This window comes from Stenotrophomonas maltophilia, from assembly GCF_900186865.1.
In the GTDB taxonomy this organism is placed as follows: domain Bacteria; phylum Pseudomonadota; class Gammaproteobacteria; order Xanthomonadales; family Xanthomonadaceae; genus Stenotrophomonas; species Stenotrophomonas maltophilia.
On record NZ_LT906480.1, the window covers coordinates 3736073 to 3754643 of the forward strand.

Sequence of the window (18571 nt, forward strand, 5' to 3'; positions counted from 1 at the left end):
GAGAACGGCCCGCGCAAGCGGGCCGTTTTCATGAGGGCGGGTGGACCAGGGTCCACACCCACGGTAATCCCGATCACGGGTCCGGCATCTGCCCCAGGCTCAACTGCCACGACACGCCGAAGCGATCCTGCACCCAGCCGTAGCGGTTGCTGAAGTCATAGTCGCCCACCGGCATCAGCCAGTGGCCGCCCTCGCCCAGCACGCGCGCGGCGCGCTCGAACTGCTCGGCGCCGGAGCACTCGACGAACAGCGAGATCGACGGGCTGAAGGTGAAATCGTGCACGTCCAGGCTGTCAAAGCACAGGTAGTGGGTGCCACCGAGCAGGAAGATGGCCTGTCGGACCTGCCCGGGCACGCCGGCACCGGCGCCGTCCGGATGGCGCTGCATTGCCAGCAGGCGGAAATCGGCGAAGGCCTCGGCGTACAGGGCCAGGGCGGCCTCGGCCTGGCCGGTAAACATCAGGAAGGGGCGACTGCGCAGCATGCGGTACTCCCGGTCGACGGGCCGATGACGGCCCACACGATCAGGATGGCACGGCAGATGTGCAGCCCCCGTGGTAGTGCCGGCCGCTGGCCGGCAGCTTCAGTCACGCCTCGCGCATGCGCCGTGCGATGGCGCTGCCGGCGGCGATCGTGGCGGTCAGCGCCACCATCGACAGGAACTGCAGGCGGGTGTGCGACTCGCTCAGCAGCAGGCCGAAGATCAGCGCCAGGATCGCCAGCGCGCAGCAGGTCAGCCACGGGAAGCCCGCCATGCGGAACGGCAGCCGGGTACCCAGGCGATCTGCGCGGCGGCGCAACACCAGTTGCGAGACCAGCGACAGCGTCCACACCAGCAGGCAGGTGGAACCGACGATGTTCAGCAGCACCGGCAGCACCCGGTCCGGGAACAGCAGTTCCATCACCGTGGCGGCGAAACCGAACAGCACGCTGGCCAGCACGGCAATCACCGGCACCTGGCGCGGATCGGTCCAGCCCAGCACGGCCGGGGCTTCGCGGCGCTGCGCCAGTGAATACATCATGCGCGAGGCGCCGTAGAGGTTGGCATTGAGTGCCGACAGCAGCGCGATCACCGCGATCAGGGTGATGGCGGTGCCGGCGCCCGGAATACGGGCAATGTCCAGCACGGCGGCGAACGGCGACTTCAACGCTTCGCTGGTCCACGGCACGACGGCGATGATCACGCTCAGCGAGCCGATGTAGAACACCAGGATGCGCCACGCCACGGTGCGGATGGCACGGGCGATGCTGCGCTCCGGATCTTCGGTCTCCGCCGCCGCAACGGCGACGATCTCGGTGCCACCGAAGGCAAAAACGACAACCAGCAGCGCAGCGCCAATACCGGCCAGGCCCTTCGGTGCGAAGCCACCATGCTCGGTGAAGTTGCTCAGGCCCGGCGAGGTCACCTGCGGCAGCCAGCCCATCAGCAGCGCCACGCCGATGGCGATGAAGGCCAGGATCGCCGCCACCTTGAGGATGGCGAACCAGAATTCGAACTCGCCGAAGTTCTTCACCCCGAGCAGGTTGATCGCGGTGAAGAACAGCATGAAGGCCAGCGCCGCCATCGGTACAGGTACTGCTGGCCAGACGGTGGCCAGCAGCCCGGCCGCTCCCACCGCCTCGGCGGCGATCACGATCACCAGCTGCACCCACCACAACCAGCCGACGGTGGCACCGGCGGTGGCGCCCATGGCATCGGCGGCATAGACCGAGAACGCGCCGCTGGTCGGTTTGGCCGCCGCCATTTCGCCCAGAGCGTTCATCACGATGATCACCAGCGCGCCGGCGACCAGATACGACACCAGGACCGCCGGACCGGCCGCCTGCACACCCACGCCCGAGCCGAGGAACAGGCCGGCACCGATGGCGCTGCCCAGGCCCATCATGATCAGCTGGCGGGGCTTGAGCGAATGTCCGAGGCGGGACGGCGAAGCGGTCGGAATCGAGTTGGGCATCGGCAGGGCTGGCGGCGGGCTACAGGGGCGACACCTTACCCTGTCCCATGCCCGCGGGGATAGGCACAGCGCAGCAGGCGGCTCAGGCCAGTGCCGGCTCTCCGACACTGCCACCAATACGGGCGCGGTAGGCACGCGGCGAGAAACCGGTTTCAGCCTTGAACTTGCGGGTAAAGGCGCTCTGGTCGCTGAAACCGCAGGCCTGGCCGATGCTGGCGATGCTCTCGTCACCGTGCAGCAGGTGCATGGCCATCTGGATCCGCAGCCGGGTCAGCACCTGCTGCGGGGTCATCTGGAACACCTTGCGGAAGCTGCGCTCCAGCTTGGACAGCGAAAAGCCGGTGATGTCCAGCAGGGTCTGCATGCGCACGTTCTCGGCGTAGTGCGCGTTGAGGTGGGCCAGCGCCAGCCGCAGCTGCTCGTACTGGGTACCCAGACTGTCCTTCTGGCCAAGGTCGCGGGAAATGCCGATCAGGCCCTCGATGGCCCCATCGACCACCAGCGGACGCTTGCAGGTCAGGCACCAGCCCGGTTCGCGGTTGGCGAACAGGTGCAGCTCCATCAGGTTCTCGATCACCTCACCGGCCAGCACGCGGGCGTCCTGGTCCACGTAGTCGGCGCTCAGCCCGGTCGGGTAGATCTCCGCCGCGGTACGCCCGATCACGTCCTTGCGGGCGCGCAGGCCCAGCCGCCGCAGCATGGTCTGGTTGACGTGGGTGTAACGCCCCTGAAGGTCCTTGATGAAGAACAGAACATCCGGGATGGCGTCGAACAGGGCTTCGATGTCGGCGGGCTCGACTCGCATGGAGCAAGCATACCCGAGCCTGCTTTTGCCTGTACGTTCACCTTTGCCGGACCTCGGTTTAACGGGCCCGGTTCCAGTGTCGTGGTTCTCTTTGAGCATCCGGAGCCAACGTCAATGGCCGCCAGCAAGCCGACCGGCAAGCGCGCAACCACCCACGCCGAGAACCACCACCGCGGCAGCGGCGATGAACTGCACCAGCAGGCCGGGGGCAGTCATCCGGCGATGACCACCGATCAGGGCATCCCGGTGGCAGACAACCAGAACTCCCTGCGGCAGGGACCTCGGGGGCCTACGCTGCTGGAGGACTTCATCCTGCGCGAGAAGATCACCCACTTCGACCATGAGCGCATTCCCGAGCGCATCGTGCACGCCCGCGGCAGCGCTGCGCATGGCTACTTCGAGTTGACCCGATCACTGAAGGCGCATACCCGCGCGCGCATCCTGACCGAGGTTGGCGTGAAAACACCCGTGTTCACCCGCTTCTCGACCGTGGCCGGTGGCGCAGGTTCAGTGGACACCCCGCGCGACGTGCGCGGCTTCGCGGTGAAGTTCTATACCAGGGAAGGCAACTGGGATCTGGTCGGCAACAACATCCCGGTGTTCTTCATCCAGGACGCCATGAAATTCCCGGACCTGGTGCACGCGGTGAAGATGGAACCGGACCGTGCCTTCCCGCAGGCCGCGTCGGCCCATGACACGTTCTGGGACTTCATTTCGCTGATGCCCGAATCGATGCACATGATCATGTGGGCGATGAGCGACCGCGCCATACCGCGTTCGCTGCGGATGATCGAAGGCTTCGGTGTGCACAGCTTCCGCCTGCTGAACGAGGCCGGCGAGTCAACGTTCGTCAAGTTCCACTGGCGGCCCAAGCTGGGTATCCAGTCCACGGTCTGGGACGAAGCGCTGAAGCTGCAATCGGCCGACAATGACTTCCATCGCCGCGACCTGTTCGAGGCCATCCAGCGCGGCGACTTCCCGGAATGGGAACTGGCGGTGCAGTTGTTCACCGAAGAAGACGCCGACGCATTCCCGTTCGATCATCTGGACCCGACCAAGATCATTCCCGAATCGCTGGTGCCGTTGCAGGTCATCGGGCGCATGGTGCTGGACCGCTGGCCGGACAACTTCTTCGCCGAGACCGAGCAGGTGGCTTTCTGCCCGGCCAACGTGCCACCGGGCATCGACTTCAGCAACGACCCGCTGCTGCAGGGGCGCCTGTTCTCCTACCTGGACACCCAGCTGCTGCGCCTGGGCGGCCCGAACTTCCACCAGATCCCGGTGAATGCGCCCAAGTGCCCGTTTGCCAATCATCAGCGCGACGGCCACATGCAGATGCAGGTTCCCAAGGGCCGGGTGGCCTACGATCCCAGTTCGCTGCAGGAGGACACCCCGCGCGAGACGCCTGCCGGATTCCGCAGCCATGCCAGCGCCGACGATGGCCGCAAGGGTCGCACCCGCGCGGAGAGTTTCGCCGACCACTACAGCCAGGCCCGCATGTTCTTCCGCAGCCTCGAAAAGCCGGAGCAGGCGCACCTGGCATCGGCGCTGGTGTTCGAGTTGTCCAAGGTGGAAACGCTGAAGGTGCGGGTACGCACCGTCAGTCACCTGCGCAACATCGATGACTCACTGGCGCAGCGCGTGGCCGATGGTCTGGCGTTGCCTGCACTGCCCGACCCGGCGCCGACCGCTACTCCAGTGCGGGACATGCCCCCCGCCCCCGAAGTACGGGTGATCGGTCGCAACAAACCCACCCTGCAAGGGCGCTGCATCGGCATCCTGTTCGATGAGGGTTCTGATGCCCGGATCATTGCCAGCCTGAGCAAGGCAGCCAGGAAAGCAGGTGCGGATGTGAAGCTGGTCGCCCCCAGAGTGGGTGGCGCCACGCTCAGCGATGGCGCGCTGCAGGCGGCGGATGGGCAACTGGCGGGCACCCCGTCGGCCGTGTTCGATGCAGTAGCCCTGGTGCTCAGCCCGGAAGCGGCGAAGGCCTTGTCGAAAGAAAGTGCAGCCATCGAATTCGTCAGCCAGGCGTGGGCGCACCTGAAGGCCATCGCCAGCGACGCGGGCGGCCAGGCGCTGCTGAAGGCGGCAAGGGTCGGCAACGACGCCGGCATCGTCGAAGCGGAAGACGCCAAGGCATTCCTGGCGGCGGCCGCCACCCGCCAGTGGGCGCGCGAACCCAAGCTGCGCCTGCTGGCCTGACTACAACAACAGGAGAACTGTCATGCCCCGTGGTGACAAATCCGCATACTCCGATAAACAGAAGCGCCAGGCCGAGCACATCGAGGAAAGCGAGCGCGAGCGCGGTGCCAGCGAAGGCACGGCCGAGCGCATTGCCTGGGCGACCGTGAACAAGCAGGATGGTGGTGGCAAGCGTAGCGGCAGCGCGCGCAAGGGTACGAAGAAGGCGACCAGCAAGAAGGCTGCCAAGAAGGCGCCTGCCAGGAAGTCGGGCACAAAGAAGGCCACGACCAAGGCGACGGCGGCGAAGAAGGCACCTGCGAAGAAGACGACAGCCAGGAAGGCGGCAAAGAAGGCACCGGCTCGCAAGACAGCCACAAAGAAAACCGCAAAGAAGACAGCGGCCAAGAAGGCCGGTACAGCCGCCTCGCGCAGTGCTGCAGCGAAGAAGGCGGCGAAGACACGTGCGGCGAAGAAGACTGTGCGCAAGGTGGCGGCGAAGAAGGCCGCGCGTACCCGCGCGCGCGGCTGAGTCCTTCGATCAGGGCGACAGCGTCCTCATCCACGCGGCAACTTCGGCTGCGGCTGCGTCAGCGCGTGCCTGCAGCAGCAGATGCGGCCCTTCCAGCGAAACATGCCGGGCATCCGGCAAAAGGGCCTGCAGTTCTGCCACGCTGGGCGGCCACAGCAGGCGGTCATGGCACGCGTGCAGGCACAGCGTCGGCACGTCGATTGCCGGCAGCAATGCGCGTACGTCGACGCGCAGGGTCGCTGCGGCGCGTCGCCGCAGTGTGGCCGCCGGAATCCGGGCCAGCGCATCGCGCAGCATCGACAGGTGCTCGCGGGTGCGCCACCGCCCCAGCAGCAGGCCCGCCAGCAACGCCACGGGAGGCAGAGGCCAGGTCGGCGTCAGCAGGGCTGCGCTGGCTGCCGGCAATGGCACCGGCCGACGCGCAAAGGTCGCGGCAAGCACCAGTCCGCGCAGCCCGGCGGGCTGTCGCGTGGTCAGTTCAACCGCCAACGGGCCCGAGAAGGACTCGGCAAGCAGGATGAAGGGATGGCCGGGCAGCTGCGACCACAGCCGTTGGGCCAGCGTGGCGTGATCCTGCCCTCCCTGCGCAGGCAGCGTAATCGCCTGCGTCGTCAGCCCATGAGCCTGGAGTGCTGACAGAAACGGGATCGACAGCCTGCCGGAGCCATCCAGCCCGGGCAGCATTAGCACGTGCTGCGGCGTGGGTGATGCCGAATCACAGCCCGGCTTTTCCTCGCTCCCGATTCCCATGTCACCTCCTTTGCTGGCAAGCATCGCCCACATCGGCAGGCAGCGGCACCTCTGCTCCGGCTCTCCTGCTGCTTTGCCGGTCAAGGTTGAGCGATACTGCCCGCTCTGCCGCGGGACGCGGTTGCCAAGGAGAGCCTCTGATGCGATGGACCTACGCGCTGGCCATGATGGCCATGATGCTGCCACTGAACAGCTCCGCCAGCGATGGCTGGATAAGCGGGGACGGCAAGGCAATGCCGGAGACCGATGCCATGAAATCCAGCAGTGGCTTTGCGGCATCGCTGCTGGTCACCTCCGATGCCGACTGGCAGGCCAAGTGGGAGACCCCGCCAGAGTCCACTCCCGGTTTTACCCAGGCCGACGAAGTCCACCCGGGCGGTGAATTGTTCCTGCTGACATTCCTGTCCAACCCGCAACTGGATGAGAACCGCGTACCCAAGGTGCACTGCGATCTGCGCATGCTGCGCCCGGACGGCACTACCAGCATCGACGAACGCGATGTTCCCTGTTTCACCGCTGCCCTGCCCGGCCCGCCAACCCTGTTGTACATGACCAACCTGCACCTGAAGTTCGTGGCCGAGGCCAGTGATCCGAAAGGCACGTGGACTGCGCAGGTGGTGGTCAGGGATCTGCTGCGGAATGTGAGCCTGCCTCTGCAGGCTCACTTCGACGTCCGTTGAACGGAGGCATGCGGATGAAGATGCGGCGATTACTGAGCTGGACCGGTCTTGCGCTTTGCGTGGTCTACCTGCTGTTGACCGCATGGCTGGTTCACGGCGCGCAGTCGGATGCGGACCCGAAGGGGGCCTATATCCTGATGTCGCTCCCCATCACCCTGCAGTCTGCTGCACTCGATGCCATCGGCGCAGGCAGCCTGCTGTACGGCAAACCCTGGTCGACCGCGTATGCAGTACTGGTTCCGCCAACACTGCTGTTGCTGTACGCAGCCGGCTGGCTGATCGAACGCGCCGCGCGCGGCCGCTAGCCAGCGGCACCGACCGGTTGCGTGCATGCGGTGCCCTGCATGCGGGGCATCGCATGCAGGGCGTCATCCAACATCCAGTCGCAGGTTGCTTACGCCGCCTGCGCAGGCACGATGGGCATGCGCGCGCCCTGCTCCACCTTGAACACCGCCACCGACGTGGTCAGCGCATGCGCCTGTTCTTCCAGCGCGCGGCTGGCGGCAGTGGCTTCTTCCACCAGCGCAGCGTTCTGCTGGGTCACCTGGTCCATCTGCACCACCACCTGGTTGACCTGCTCGATACCGGCGGCCTGTTCCTTGCTGGCCGCTGCGATGTCGCTCATCAGCTGCGTGGTGCGCGAGCTGGCCTGGGCCACGCGGGCGATCGCGGCTTCCGATTCAACGGTCACCGCCAGGCCGCTCTTCACCTTGGCAGCGGCGTCTTCGATCAGTTCCTTGATCTCCTTGGCGGCGACACCGGCACGCTGTGCGAGCGTGCGTACCTCGCTGGCGACCACGGCAAAACCACGGCCCTGCTCACCTGCACGCGCGGCTTCAACCGCAGCATTCAGCGCCAGGATGTTGGTCTGGAACGCGATGCCGTCGATCACGGTGGAGATTTCCGAGATGCGTGCCGAGGACTGATCGATCTCACCCATCACCGACGCCATCTGCGCCATCGCCTGCTCGGTTTCGCGTACGGCGGCACCGGCGGCATGCGCTTCACTGTCGGCCTGACGAGCGAGCTCGGCATTCTGGCGCACAGTCGAGGTCAGTTCCTCCATCGATGCGGCGGCTTCTTCCAGGTTGGCGGCCTGCTGCTCGGTGCGGCGCGACAGGTCGTTGTTGCCGGCAGCCAGTTCCTGCGCCGCGTTGTTGATGCTGTCGGCGGCCACCTGGATGCCACGCACGATGCCGGTCAGCTGCGCGGTGGTGGTGTTGGCGTCGTCACGCATGCGGGCGAATACACCGTCGTACTCGCCGTCCATGCGTGCAGTCAGGTCGCCGTGCGAGATCGCACGCAGCACATCGGAGACATCAGCGATGCTGGCCTGCGAACTGGCCATCATGCCGTTGAGGTGCTCGACCATCGCCTTGAACTGGAACTGGAACGCAGCGGCGTCGCCACGCATGCTGAAATCACCGGCGCGCGCGGCCCGGGCCAGTGCATCGATCTGCGCGTTGATCGCCATCAGGCTCTGCTTCACTGCGGCCAGAGTGCGGGTCAGCGTACCCTTCTCGCCCGGGTAGTCCGGCAGGTCGCGGCTGAGGTCACCGATGGCGTAACGCTGCATCACTTCAGCCATCAGCAGCTCCACCTGCACGTGCGATTCGACCAGGCTGTTGGTGGCCTGCACCATGCGGCCGAAATCGCCGGGGAAGGCGCTGGCGTCCATGCGGTAGCGGATCGCACCCGCCTCGTGCTGTTCGGCCATCTGCAGCTGTGCGCCGATCGCCGCCTGCACGCTCTGCCGCACGCTGGCCATGGCTTCACCCAGCTGGGTCAGTTCATCGCGGCCGCCAAGGCGGAACTCCTGGTCCAGCTGGCCCCTGGACAGGCGTTCGGCCACGTTCACCGCGCGGGCCAACGGGCCGGTCAGGCTGCGCCCGATCATCACCGAGGCACCGATGCCCACCAGCAGCGCGACGCCGCCCAGCACCAGCAGCTGCAGCAGGCTGCGCTCGCCCAGGCGGATCGCCTCGGCGGCCGCCTCACGGCTTTCCTTCTCTTCGAAGTCCACGCCATCGGACAGCGCCTTGTTCCAGCCGTTGGCGGCTTCCTGCACCGGGCCCAGGGTCAGCGCCACGGCGCCCGGGTAGTCGCCCTGCTCCATGAGTTCGCTGGTCTGCTTGTTGAGCGGACGCGCGATGGCACGCTTGGCGGCGATGGTTTCGGCAATGGCCTTGCCCTCGGCGTCGCTGGGCAGCGCCTGGTAGGCCGTCCAACTGGCCTCATAGCGCTTGACCAGATCGGCGATGCGCTGCTCATCATGGCCACGGTCATCGCCCTGGCGGATCAGCATCTCGCGGCGAACGACCATCATCTGGTTGTTGGCATCGAGCATCTGCGACAACAGGCGCACCTTGGCCACGCTGACATCGACCACCTGCTGCATCGCGCGCTTCTGCACGACACTGGCGGTGGCGCCGGTGGCCACCACGGCCGCAACCAACAGCAGCAACAGGCCAAAGCCCAGCCCAAGACGCCAGGCAACCCTGACATTCCTCAAGTAGTTCATCGGTACATCCAAAACGGGGGGATGTGGCGTTATCGGCGGCCCGCCAGGCAATCTTGATCGCCAACCGCCAACGGCGTGGGGCACCATTCACCTTGGTGAGCCCTTGGCCGGCGGCACCCGCGCGGGGACGGTGGCGCAACGACCCGACTGCTCATGCAGACGTCAGATCTCTTTCACGGCGGCTCGGCGCGGCCTGCAGGCAAGGTGGTGGCGTCATCTGCTGGAGTTCCCAATGCCATTACCCGTGTACCGATCCACCCTGCTCGCTCTCTCGCTGCTGGCATCGCCGGCGTTCGCGCAGGCACCGCCGCCTGGACTGCCCGCCCCCATCGCCGAGAAGGCCGGACCGGACACCGCAGCACGTTCCGCCCTGCATGCCCAGGTGCTGCTGGATCGCGCGAATTTCTCGCCCGGCCAGATCGACGGTGAAGTGGGCAGCAACCAGCGGCGCGCGGTGTCGGGTTTCCAGGCAGCGCACGGCCTGACCGTCACCGGTGAACTGGACGACGCGACCTGGCAGGCCCTGCAGGCTGATACGGTCACCCCCCTGGCCAGCTACACGCTGACCAGCGAGGATGTCGCCGGGCCGTTCCAGGCGGTGCCGAAGGGCCCCGCCGCACAGGCCAAACTGAAATCGCTGGGCTTCAACAACGTCGAAGAGTCGCTGGGCGAACGCTTCCACGCATCCCCTGAGCTGTTGAAGCTGCTCAATCCGGGCGTGGATCTGAGCAAGGCGGGCAACCGCATCCAGGTGCCCAATATCGCACCATCGCCGCTACCGAAGGCGGCCAAGGTGGTCGTCGACAAGTCCGATTCCAGCCTGCAGCTGCTGGATGCGCAAGGCAAGGTGATCGCTCAGGTGCCGGTTTCCTCCGGCAGCCAGCATGATCCGCTGCCGATCGGCGAATGGAAGATCCTAGGCGTGTATCGCGACCCGCCGTTCCACTACAACCCCAAGCTGTTCTGGGATGCGCGCAAGGGCGAAAAGAAGGCGACACTGCCGCCGGGCCCGAACAATCCGGTCGGCCGGGTCTGGATCGACCTGTCCAAGCCACACTACGGCCTGCATGGCACGCCCGAGCCCGGCCATGTCGGCAAGACCGAGTCACATGGTTGCGTGCGCATGACCAACTGGGATGCGCTGCGCGTGGCCGATGCGGTGGATACCTCCGTCCCTGTGGTGATGCAGGAGTGAGCCGATGCGTCTTTCGCAGCTGATCGTGCTGGGCGTGCTGCTGGGACTGGGGGCCGGCTGGTGGCTGCGCCGCGATGCAGGCGAGCCGGTAGCCGCCTCGCTGCCGGAAGCACAACCGGCAGCCGCTGTGGCGCCGGCTAAGGGATCGGTAGCGCCGCTCGACACGGCCCCTGCCCCCGCCGCCACCGTACCGTCAGCCGCGCGGACTGCGGATGCGCCGTCGGGTCTGCTGCTGCCGGTACAGGGCGTCCTGGCCTCCCAGCTGCGCGACACGTTCACCGATGCGCGCAGCGAAGGCCGCGTGCACGATGCCATCGACATCATGGCCGATGCCGGTACGCCGGTGCTGGCAGTGGCCGATGGCACGGTGGAAAAACTGTTCGACAGCGAGCGCGGTGGCCTGACGATCTACCAGTTCGAGCCCAGCGGACGCTGGTGCTACTACTACGCGCACCTGCAGCGCTATGCCGATGGCCTGACCGAAAAGCAGGTGATCAGGCGCGGGGAGGTGATCGGTTATGTGGGCAGTACCGGCAACGCCAGCGCTGAGGCCCCGCACCTGCATTTCGAGGTGCACGTGCTGGGACCGGAGAAACAGTGGTGGAAGGGCGAATCGATCAATCCGTACCCACTGCTGAATCCGCCTGCTTCGAAGCCCGGTGCTGCCAGCGCCGCAAAGTGAACGTGAACACCGCCAAGGCAGCTCCTGGAATCAGCAGGAGCAGTGCCGCCACTTTCCAGAAGAAGAACGGCCACAACCAGACATAATCCAGGTCAGTCAGCTTCAACAGGTCCAGTGGCGGCTGCAGCTCGACGGTGGCCGCGCGATCGGCCAGCGCCGGGTCCACCTCCAGCACGGTTACCCGCACCCATGAGCGGCCGCGTGGCAATGCGTCGCCACGGCCATAGCCGAAGTAGGACGCCATGAGGCCGCTGGACTCAACCGAAGCCAGCCCACGATTGATACCCTGCCCGGCCACTCCCGAACGCTCCCCTGCGCGGAAGTCTCCATGATCGGTCGGAGTTTCGATGCGCAGCAGCACCTCGGGGTCAGCGTCCGTACCGTCCGCGGCATAGCGCAGGCGCAGCCGCAGTTGATCATCGATGAGGCGGTAGACGGTGATCTGGGCGGTTGCGCCAGGGCTCAGCACCAACGGCACCGTCTGCGTGCGCGAAGCCAGGGTATTGGCGGCCGCGCCCAGCACCAGTACCAGGCAGGCGATGCCCCACAGGCTCCACAACACCCACAGGGTGATCCGCACGACCGTTTCGCCCTTCACGCTGACATCCTGGTCATCGCTTTGCTTCCTCGCCGACCCCGCTGACACAGTAACGAAAAAGCCCCGCTTGCGCGGGGCTTTTCCTGTCACCTACGCCGGGCAGCGCCCGGCGTTACCTCAGGCAAACGGATCCTGCAGAACCATGGTGTGGTCGCGGTCCGGGCCGGTGGAGACGATGCTGATCGGGCAGCCGGCCAGCTCTTCCAGCGAACGCAGGTAGGCGCGCGCAGCCGGCGGCAGGTCGTCCCAGTTGGTGATGCCGTGGGTGTTCTCGCTCCAGCCCGGGAACTCCAGGTACACCGGCGTGCACTCTTCCCAGCCCTGCGCGTCCAGCGGCGCGTACTCGGTGCGCTTGCCGTTGTATTCGTAGGCGATGCAGACCTTCAGCTTTTCCATGCCGTCCAGCACGTCCAGCTTGGTGATGCACAGGCCGCTGATGCCGTTGATGGCCACGGCACGCTTCAGCGCGACGATGTCCATCCAGCCGCAACGACGCGGACGGCCGGTCGACGCACCGTACTCGGCGCCGCGGTCACGGATGCCCTGGCCGACTTCGTCGTCCAGCTCGGTCGGGAACGGGCCACCGCCGACGCGGGTGGCGTAGGCCTTGGCGATGCCCAGCACGTAGTCGATCGAATCGGCGCCGACGCCAGAACCGGCCAGCGCGCCACCGACGGTGGTGTTGGAGCTGGTGACGTACGGGTAGGTGCCGTGGTCGATGTCCAGCAGCGCGCCCTGCGCGCCTTCGAACAGCACGCGCTTACCCTGCTTGCGCAGGTCGTGCAGGATGCCGGCCACGTCGGACTTCATCGGCTGCACGTATTCGCCGAAGGCCAGCGCTTCGTCGAAGGTCTTCTGGAAGTCGACCGCATCGGTGTTCAGATACTTGGTCAGCACGAAGTTGTGGTAATCCAGCGCGGTGCGCAGCAGTTCTTCCAGCTGCTTCGGGTAATGCAGGTCGGCGATGCGGATGCCGCGACGCGCCACCTTGTCTTCGTAGGCCGGGCCGATGCCACGACCGGTGGTGCCGATCGCCTTGCCACCGGCAGCGCGCTCGCGCGCCTGGTCCAGGGCGATGTGGTACGGCATGATCAGCGGCGCGGCCGGGGAGATCTTCAGGCGCGAACGCACTTCCACCCCGGAGGCTTCCAGCTCGGCGATTTCCTTCTGCAGCGCGGCCGGCGAGATCACCACGCCGTTGCCGATCAGGCACAGCGCGTCGTCACGCAGGATGCCCGACGGGATCAGGTGCAGGACGGTCTTCTTGCCGTTGATGACCAGGGTGTGGCCGGCGTTGTGGCCGCCCTGGAAGCGCACGACGGCGCCGATCTCCTCAGTGAGCAGATCGACGATCTTGCCCTTGCCTTCATCGCCCCACTGGGCACCCAACACTACGACAGACTGACCCATGACGGGCTCCTCGATTTGTTGCGGCCATCGGGGCCGCGGACGGGTAAACCGTGGCGGGGCTGGCCAGCACCTGCAAGGCGGCTCCAAACGGGGAGCGGCCGGCGATGGAAGGCCCAGACACGGAAAAAGCCGAACGGGGAGGCCCGTCCGGCTTTTGTGCATTATCCGGGTTTCCGGGGTCGGGTGCCACCTTTCCGACGGGCGGCTTTACCGGCCGGTCAGCCGCCCCGCCCGGTCGTGCCGGCCGCTGGCCGGCAACGCCAACCAAGGTTGGCATCCACCAGAGCCGGGCCATGCATGTGAACGCAGGCGGTAGTGCCGGCCGCTGGCCGGCAATCCCGGGTTGCCGGCCAGCGGCCGGCACTACCCTTTCAATGCCGCACCCACCACAGCAGGCTCAGGCCGGCCAGCAGCACCAGCCCACCGAAGCTGCGCAGGGCCGGGCTGGGCAGGTCCAGCAGACGTTCGGCCATGCGCTTCCAGGCGAACGGTGCGACGAACAGGAACAGGCCTTCCAGCACCGCGACCAGGCAGACAGCGGCAAACAGATCTTTCATGGGGGACTCCGGAAAAAGCACGGGGCCCGGCATATGCCGGGCCCCGTGGGGTACTGCCCTGCGACCTCAGCGGTCGTTCTTCAGGTACTGCAGGAACGGGTCGTTCTTGTCCAGCACGATCACGCCGTTGCCGTCGGTCATGGAGCCACGGTAGGCCTCCAGGCTGCGGTAGAACGCATAGAACGACGGATCGGCCGAGCCGGCCTTGCCGTAGATGCGCGCCGCCTCGGCATCGCCTTCACCGCGCAGGCGCTGGGCATCACGCTCGGCCTCGGCGATCAGCACGGTGCTGTCACGGTCGGCCTGGGCGCGGATGGTCAGCGACTGCTCCTCGCCCTCCGCGCGCAGCTTTGCGGCTTCCTGCTTGCGCTGGGCACGCATGCGCTCGTACACATCGTTGATCACCTGGCTGTCGGTCGGCAGGTCCACCTGCTTGATGCGCAGGTCGATCATCTGCATGCCCAGGCCGGCCACCGCCTCGTTGATCCCCTTCAGCTGCTCGGCGATCAGCTCGCTGCGGTCGCCGGAGACCAGCTGCTGCAGGGTGCGCGAGTTGATCTGGTTGCGCAGCGAGTCGGTGATGATCGGTGCCAGGCGGGCGTTGGCGATGCGCGGATCGCCGCCGGTGGCACGGAAGTAGTCACCCACGTTGGAAATGTAGCCGATGGCGAAGAAGTCGACGCTGACGTCCTTCTGCTCGGCGGTGAAGTAGCGCGCCGGCGCGGTGTCGAGCACCTGGAAGCGGCGGTCGAAGACCTTCACCGTTTCCACCACCGGCACCTTGAAGTGCAGGCCCGGCTTGATGTCCGAACGCACCACCTTGCCCAGGTTCAGCACCATGGCGGTCTGGTCCTCACGGACCACGTACACCGAGCCGAGCAGGCCCAGCACCACCGCCACGATCACGGCGATCCAGATAGGACTCTTCATCGGCTGCCCTCCTCACGGCCGCTCGGTCGCCCGGTCGGGCGGCCCACCGGCCGGCCCGGATCACGGGAAGCTTCCGTCGCTGCACCCGGCAGCGACGGCATCACCACGTCCGGGTTGGCCACTGCGGCCGGAGCCGACGTGCTCGGACGGGTATCGCCGGTCATCGGCACGTAGATCAGCTGGCGGCCATCGCCACCGATCACCTTGCGGTTCTCGCTCAGTACCTGCTGCACGGTCTCCAGCCACAGGCGCTTGCGGGTCACTTCCGGGGCGTCCTTGTACTGGGCCTGCAACAGGCTGAAGCGCTGCGCGTCACCCTCGGCCTTGGACACCACGGCCTGCTTGTAGCCTTCGGCGGTGGTACGGGCGCGCGAGGCCTGGCCCCGGGCTTCCGGCACGACCTTGGCGGCGTAGGCCTGGGCTTCGTTGATCAGGCGTTCCTTGACCTGCTGGGCACCGTTGACCTCGTCGAAAGCCGGCTTCACTTCTTCCGGCGGACGGGCATCCTGCAGGGTCAGGCCAGTCACGGTCAGGCCGGTCTTGAACGCCTTCAGCAGCGCCTGCAGGCGCTCCTCGGCGGCCACGGCCAGCGGGCCACGGTTGTTCAGCACGGCGTTGAGATCGGCGCGGCCGACTTCCTCGCGTACGGCACTCTGCGCCGACTGCTCCAGCACCTGGTTGGCATCGACGGTGCCGAACAGGTACTGCTGCGGGTCGTCGATGCGGTACTGGACGTTCAGCGAGACGTTGACGATGTTCTCGTCGCGGGTCAGCACCGGCACCTGGATCGAGAACGTCTTGATCTCGGTGGCGTTGACCTTGGTGACCGATTCGATCGGCCACGGCAGCTTGAAGTTCGGGCCGGGCTGCAGGATGCGCGAGAACTGGCCGAAGCGCAGCACCACGCCACGCTGCTGTTCGCCGATCAGCTGGAAGCTGGAGAACAGCACCAGCAGCACCACGGCTGCCACCACCCAACGCACGATGCCGCCGTCGAACAGGTCCTTCAGCGGCCCGGGCAAACCGCCCCAGCCACCACCATTGCCACCGCCGCGTGACCCGAACGGCCCGCGTCGATTGTCCTCGGGGCCTTGTCCGCCCTTGTTGCCGCCGGGTGTATTCCAGGCCATGCACGCTCCATCAAGATTTGGGCTGCGGCGCGGGCCCTTCCCGCACCGCCAGCCGTGAAACCATCACCGATCATACAAGATGGGGCGGATCGGCAGGATCGAAAGGGGGGCAACGGGGTAAGGTGGCGTTTTCCTCGAAGTCAGGCAACGCCGATGGCCCCCACCACCCCGTTCACCGCCTTCCGCATCGAAAACGACGACGCCGGCTACCGCAGCGGCCTGGTCCGGCTCGGGGTCGACGACCTCAACCCCGGCCAGGTGCTGATCCGCGCCCACTGGTCCTCGGTCAACTACAAGGACGCGCTGGCCGGTACTGGAAAAGGGAAGATCCTGCGCCGCTTCCCGCTAGTGGGCGGCATCGATGTGGCCGGCACCGTGGTCGCCAGCACCGACCCGGACTGGCGTGAAGGCGACGCGGTGCTGGCCACCGGCTGCGGCCTCAGCGAGACCCGCGACGGCGGCTACAGCCAGTACGTGCGGCTGGAATCGCGCGCGGTGATCGCCCAGCCGGCCGGGCTGACCCCACGCGAGGCGATGGTGCTGGGCACCGCCGGCTTCACTGCGGCGCTGGCCCTGCTGCGCATGCAGGACAACCGCCAGACCCCGGAACTCGGCCCGCTGGCGGTCACCGGTGCCAGCGGCGGTGTCGGTGCGCTGGCGCTGTCCATCTTCAGCCGTGCCGGCTACAGCGTGCACGCGGTCAGCGGCAAGCCGGACCAGGCAGGATTCCTGCGCAGCATCGGCGCCACCGAGGTACTGCCGCGCGACGCGCTGGCCGACACCGGCGCGCTGCAGTCGGCCCGCTTCGGGGGTGGCCTCGATAATGCCGGAGGCGCCATGCTGGCCAGCCTGCTGGCGCAGACCGTGCCCTACGGCAGCGTGGTCAGTGCCGGCCTGGCTGCCAGTCCGACGCTGGACATGACGGTGATGCCGTTCATCCTGCGCGGTGTCTCGCTGCTGGGCGTGTCCTCGGCCAATGCGCCACGCGGACTGCGTGAGGAAGTGTGGTCGCGGCTGGGGAGTGACTGGAAGCCGCATCACCTGGACCGCATCTGCACCGCCGAAGTCGGCCTCGATGGCCTTCCTGCCGTATTCGAACGGATGCTGGCGGGCGGTTCGCTGGGTCGTACCGTGGTGCGGATCGACTGAACGTCGCAGGCAGGCGACGGACGGCAGACGCGGCCCTCCCGCCGGTAATGGGCCCGCACTACACTGCGGGCATTACATGGGGAACAACATGGCACGCATTCTGATCGTCGACGACTCACCGTCGCAGCTGTTGGGGATACAGCGCATCGTCGAGAAGCTCGGGCACCAGATCCTGACCGCCACCGATGGCGCCGCCGGGGTCGAAACCGCCAAGGCCGAGCTGCCCGACCTGGTCCTGATGGACGTGGTGATGCCCAACCTCAACGGCTTCCAGGCCACCCGTACCCTCGCCCGCGACGAGGCGACCCGGCATATCCCGGTGATCCTGGTGACCACCAAGGACCAGGACACCGACCGCATGTGGGGCATGCGCCAGGGCGCCAAGGCTTACATCACCAAGCCGTTCTCGGAGGACGAGCTGTCCGAGGTGCTGGAGCGCGTGTTCGCGGGCCAGGGCTGAGACGCGCGCGGTAGTGCCGGCCGCTGGCCGGCAACCACGCATCACCGTCCAGGGCAATGAAGTTGCCGGCCAGCGGCCGGCACTACCTTCAAATGGTCTCGCCGAACGCCTTGGCCAGATTGCGGTACGCCTTCTTCTGCGCCTCATCGGTCGCAGCCGGGGCCACGATCTCGATCTCGACGATCTGGTCGCCATCCGGGTTGCCCGGCAGGCCACGCCCGCGCAGGCGCAGCTTGCGGCCGGCATCGGAATCGGCCGGAATCTTCAGTTCCACCGCGCCGCCCAGGGTCGGCACGCTGATGCTGGTGCCCAGCGCGGCCTGCCACGGCGTGAGCGGCAGCGTATAGAGGATGTTGCGGCCATCGACCTCGAACTGCGGGTGGGCGGCGTATTCCACTTCCAGCAGCAGGTTGCCGCCATGGTTGCCCTGCCCTGCCAGGCGGATCACCTGGCCCGGGCGGATGCCCTTGGGCACGCGCACGTCCAGCTGCTTGCCGTTGACGGTGATGCGCAGGCTGTCGCCGCTGTAGGCCGCTTCCAGTGGCACCGACAGCTTGGCGCGGGTATCGCGGTTGGGCGCATGGCCCTGGCTGCTGAAGCCCGGACCGGCCCCCGCGCCCGCTCCACCGCGCTGGCGCGCGAACAGGCTTTCGAAGAAGTCGCTGAAGCCGCCGTTGGGGCCGCCGCCACCGAACACTTCCTCGAAATTGAAACCACCGGCGCCGCCGTAGTTCGGCGGCACGTTGAACTCCTCGCCCGGGCGATAGCCCTGCGCGCGCAGCTGGTCGTAGGCCGCGCGCTTTTCCGGATCACGCAGCGCCTCGTAGGCCTCGTTGACCGCCTTGAACTTGTCTTCGGCCCCAGCCTCCTTGCTGACGTCCGGGTGGTACTTGCGTGCCAGCCGGCGGTAGGCGGTCTTGATCTCCGCCTCGCCCGCGCTCGGTTCCACCCCCAGGGTGGCGTAGTAATCCTTGAATTCCATCCAGCTACCTCGATTCGCTTCGGCCGCGCCGGTGGCGCCGCCCCGGGTTCA

At 66.9% G+C, this 18571-nt stretch carries 19 protein-coding genes; 8 read left to right on the forward strand and 11 right to left on the reverse strand.

The genetic code is table 11. The features are described 5' to 3' along the window. Nucleotides 1-73 precede the first annotated feature (73 nt). From CKW06_RS17800 to CKW06_RS17810, 3 genes are all read right to left on the reverse strand, one after another. Nucleotides 74-484, reverse strand: coding sequence for a VOC family protein (locus CKW06_RS17800; RefSeq protein WP_005410627.1), 411 nt, complete (start codon nucleotides 482-484; stop codon nucleotides 74-76). Between the two features lie 103 nt (nucleotides 485-587). Further along, nucleotides 588-1955 (reverse strand): amino acid permease, encoded by a 1368-nt coding sequence (locus CKW06_RS17805; RefSeq protein WP_005410628.1) that lies wholly within the window; start codon nucleotides 1953-1955, stop codon nucleotides 588-590. Nucleotides 1956-2037: 82 nt separating this feature from the next. After that, nucleotides 2038-2760, reverse strand: a complete 723-nt coding sequence (locus CKW06_RS17810; RefSeq protein ID WP_005410629.1) for a helix-turn-helix transcriptional regulator — start codon at nucleotides 2758-2760, stop codon at nucleotides 2038-2040. 114 nt (nucleotides 2761-2874) lie between these two features. Between CKW06_RS17810 and CKW06_RS17815 the strand changes: the two genes are divergently transcribed. Together CKW06_RS17815 and CKW06_RS17820 are read left to right on the forward strand one after the other, a co-directional pair. Next, nucleotides 2875-4965: a catalase gene (locus tag CKW06_RS17815; RefSeq protein ID WP_024956943.1), complete on the forward strand. Its 2091-nt coding sequence runs from the start codon at nucleotides 2875-2877 to the stop codon at nucleotides 4963-4965. Between the two features lie 22 nt (nucleotides 4966-4987). After that, nucleotides 4988-5476 (forward strand): hypothetical protein, encoded by a 489-nt coding sequence (locus tag CKW06_RS17820; protein WP_024956942.1) that lies wholly within the window; start codon nucleotides 4988-4990, stop codon nucleotides 5474-5476. 9 nt (nucleotides 5477-5485) lie between these two features. On the opposite strand, the gene CKW06_RS17825 is transcribed toward CKW06_RS17820, so the two are convergent. Beyond that, nucleotides 5486-6226, reverse strand: coding sequence for an alpha/beta fold hydrolase (locus tag CKW06_RS17825; RefSeq protein ID WP_024956941.1), 741 nt, complete (start codon nucleotides 6224-6226; stop codon nucleotides 5486-5488). 140 nt (nucleotides 6227-6366) lie between these two features. On the opposite strand from CKW06_RS17825, the gene CKW06_RS17830 reads away from it, so the two are divergent. Beyond that, on the forward strand, nucleotides 6367-6906 hold the full coding sequence (locus tag CKW06_RS17830) for a hypothetical protein (protein WP_024956940.1): 540 nt from the start codon (nucleotides 6367-6369) through the stop codon (nucleotides 6904-6906). Between the two features lie 14 nt (nucleotides 6907-6920). Then, nucleotides 6921-7211, forward strand: a complete 291-nt coding sequence (locus tag CKW06_RS17835; protein WP_005410634.1) for a hypothetical protein — start codon at nucleotides 6921-6923, stop codon at nucleotides 7209-7211. 89 nt (nucleotides 7212-7300) lie between these two features. On the opposite strand, the gene CKW06_RS17840 is transcribed toward CKW06_RS17835, so the two are convergent. Beyond that, nucleotides 7301-9427: a methyl-accepting chemotaxis protein gene (locus CKW06_RS17840; protein ID WP_024956938.1), complete on the reverse strand. Its 2127-nt coding sequence runs from the start codon at nucleotides 9425-9427 to the stop codon at nucleotides 7301-7303. Between the two features lie 232 nt (nucleotides 9428-9659). Between CKW06_RS17840 and CKW06_RS17845 the strand changes: the two genes are divergently transcribed. Continuing rightward, nucleotides 9660-10622: a L,D-transpeptidase family protein gene (locus tag CKW06_RS17845; RefSeq protein ID WP_005410636.1), complete on the forward strand. Its 963-nt coding sequence runs from the start codon at nucleotides 9660-9662 to the stop codon at nucleotides 10620-10622. A gap of 4 nt (nucleotides 10623-10626) precedes the next feature. Further along, nucleotides 10627-11304 carry a M23 family metallopeptidase gene (locus CKW06_RS17850; RefSeq protein WP_005410637.1) on the forward strand — a complete coding sequence of 226 codons (678 nt, stop codon included), beginning with the start codon at nucleotides 10627-10629 and terminating at the stop codon, nucleotides 11302-11304. On the opposite strand, the gene CKW06_RS17855 is transcribed toward CKW06_RS17850, so the two are convergent. The 5 genes from CKW06_RS17855 to hflK all read right to left on the reverse strand — a co-directional run bounded on the left by CKW06_RS17855 (nucleotide 11240) and on the right by hflK (nucleotide 15929). Then, nucleotides 11240-11902: a hypothetical protein gene (locus tag CKW06_RS17855; protein WP_005410638.1), complete on the reverse strand. Its 663-nt coding sequence runs from the start codon at nucleotides 11900-11902 to the stop codon at nucleotides 11240-11242. The genes CKW06_RS17850 and CKW06_RS17855 overlap by 65 nt on opposite strands. A 117-nt stretch (nucleotides 11903-12019) precedes the next feature. After that, the gene (locus tag CKW06_RS17860) at nucleotides 12020-13312 is read right to left on the reverse strand and encodes an adenylosuccinate synthase (RefSeq protein WP_005410639.1); all 1293 of its coding nucleotides are present in this window, start codon (nucleotides 13310-13312) and stop codon (nucleotides 12020-12022) included. A 371-nt stretch (nucleotides 13313-13683) separates the two neighbouring features. Then, nucleotides 13684-13869 (reverse strand): DUF2065 domain-containing protein, encoded by a 186-nt coding sequence (locus CKW06_RS17865; RefSeq protein ID WP_005414170.1) that lies wholly within the window; start codon nucleotides 13867-13869, stop codon nucleotides 13684-13686. Nucleotides 13870-13935: 66 nt separating this feature from the next. Then, complete coding sequence (gene hflC, locus CKW06_RS17870) at nucleotides 13936-14799, reverse strand: protease modulator HflC (protein WP_005414169.1); 864 nt, start codon at nucleotides 14797-14799, stop codon at nucleotides 13936-13938. Continuing rightward, the gene (gene hflK, locus CKW06_RS17875; RefSeq protein WP_005414168.1) at nucleotides 14796-15929 is read right to left on the reverse strand and encodes an FtsH protease activity modulator HflK; all 1134 of its coding nucleotides are present in this window, start codon (nucleotides 15927-15929) and stop codon (nucleotides 14796-14798) included. Before hflK ends, hflC begins: the two co-directional genes overlap by 4 nt. Before the next feature lie 153 nt (nucleotides 15930-16082). On the opposite strand from hflK, the gene CKW06_RS17880 reads away from it, so the two are divergent. After that, a complete protein-coding gene (locus CKW06_RS17880) occupies nucleotides 16083-17078 on the forward strand; it encodes a YhdH/YhfP family quinone oxidoreductase (protein ID WP_024956937.1) in 996 nt (331 codons plus the stop codon). An 88-nt stretch (nucleotides 17079-17166) separates the two neighbouring features. Then, nucleotides 17167-17538: a twitching motility response regulator PilH gene (gene pilH, locus CKW06_RS17885; RefSeq protein WP_005410644.1), complete on the forward strand. Its 372-nt coding sequence runs from the start codon at nucleotides 17167-17169 to the stop codon at nucleotides 17536-17538. An 88-nt stretch (nucleotides 17539-17626) separates the two neighbouring features. Here pilH and CKW06_RS17890 read toward each other — a convergent pair whose 3' ends face one another. Next, a complete protein-coding gene (locus CKW06_RS17890; RefSeq protein WP_005410645.1) occupies nucleotides 17627-18520 on the reverse strand; it encodes a DnaJ C-terminal domain-containing protein in 894 nt (297 codons plus the stop codon). Nucleotides 18521-18571 lie beyond the last annotated feature (51 nt).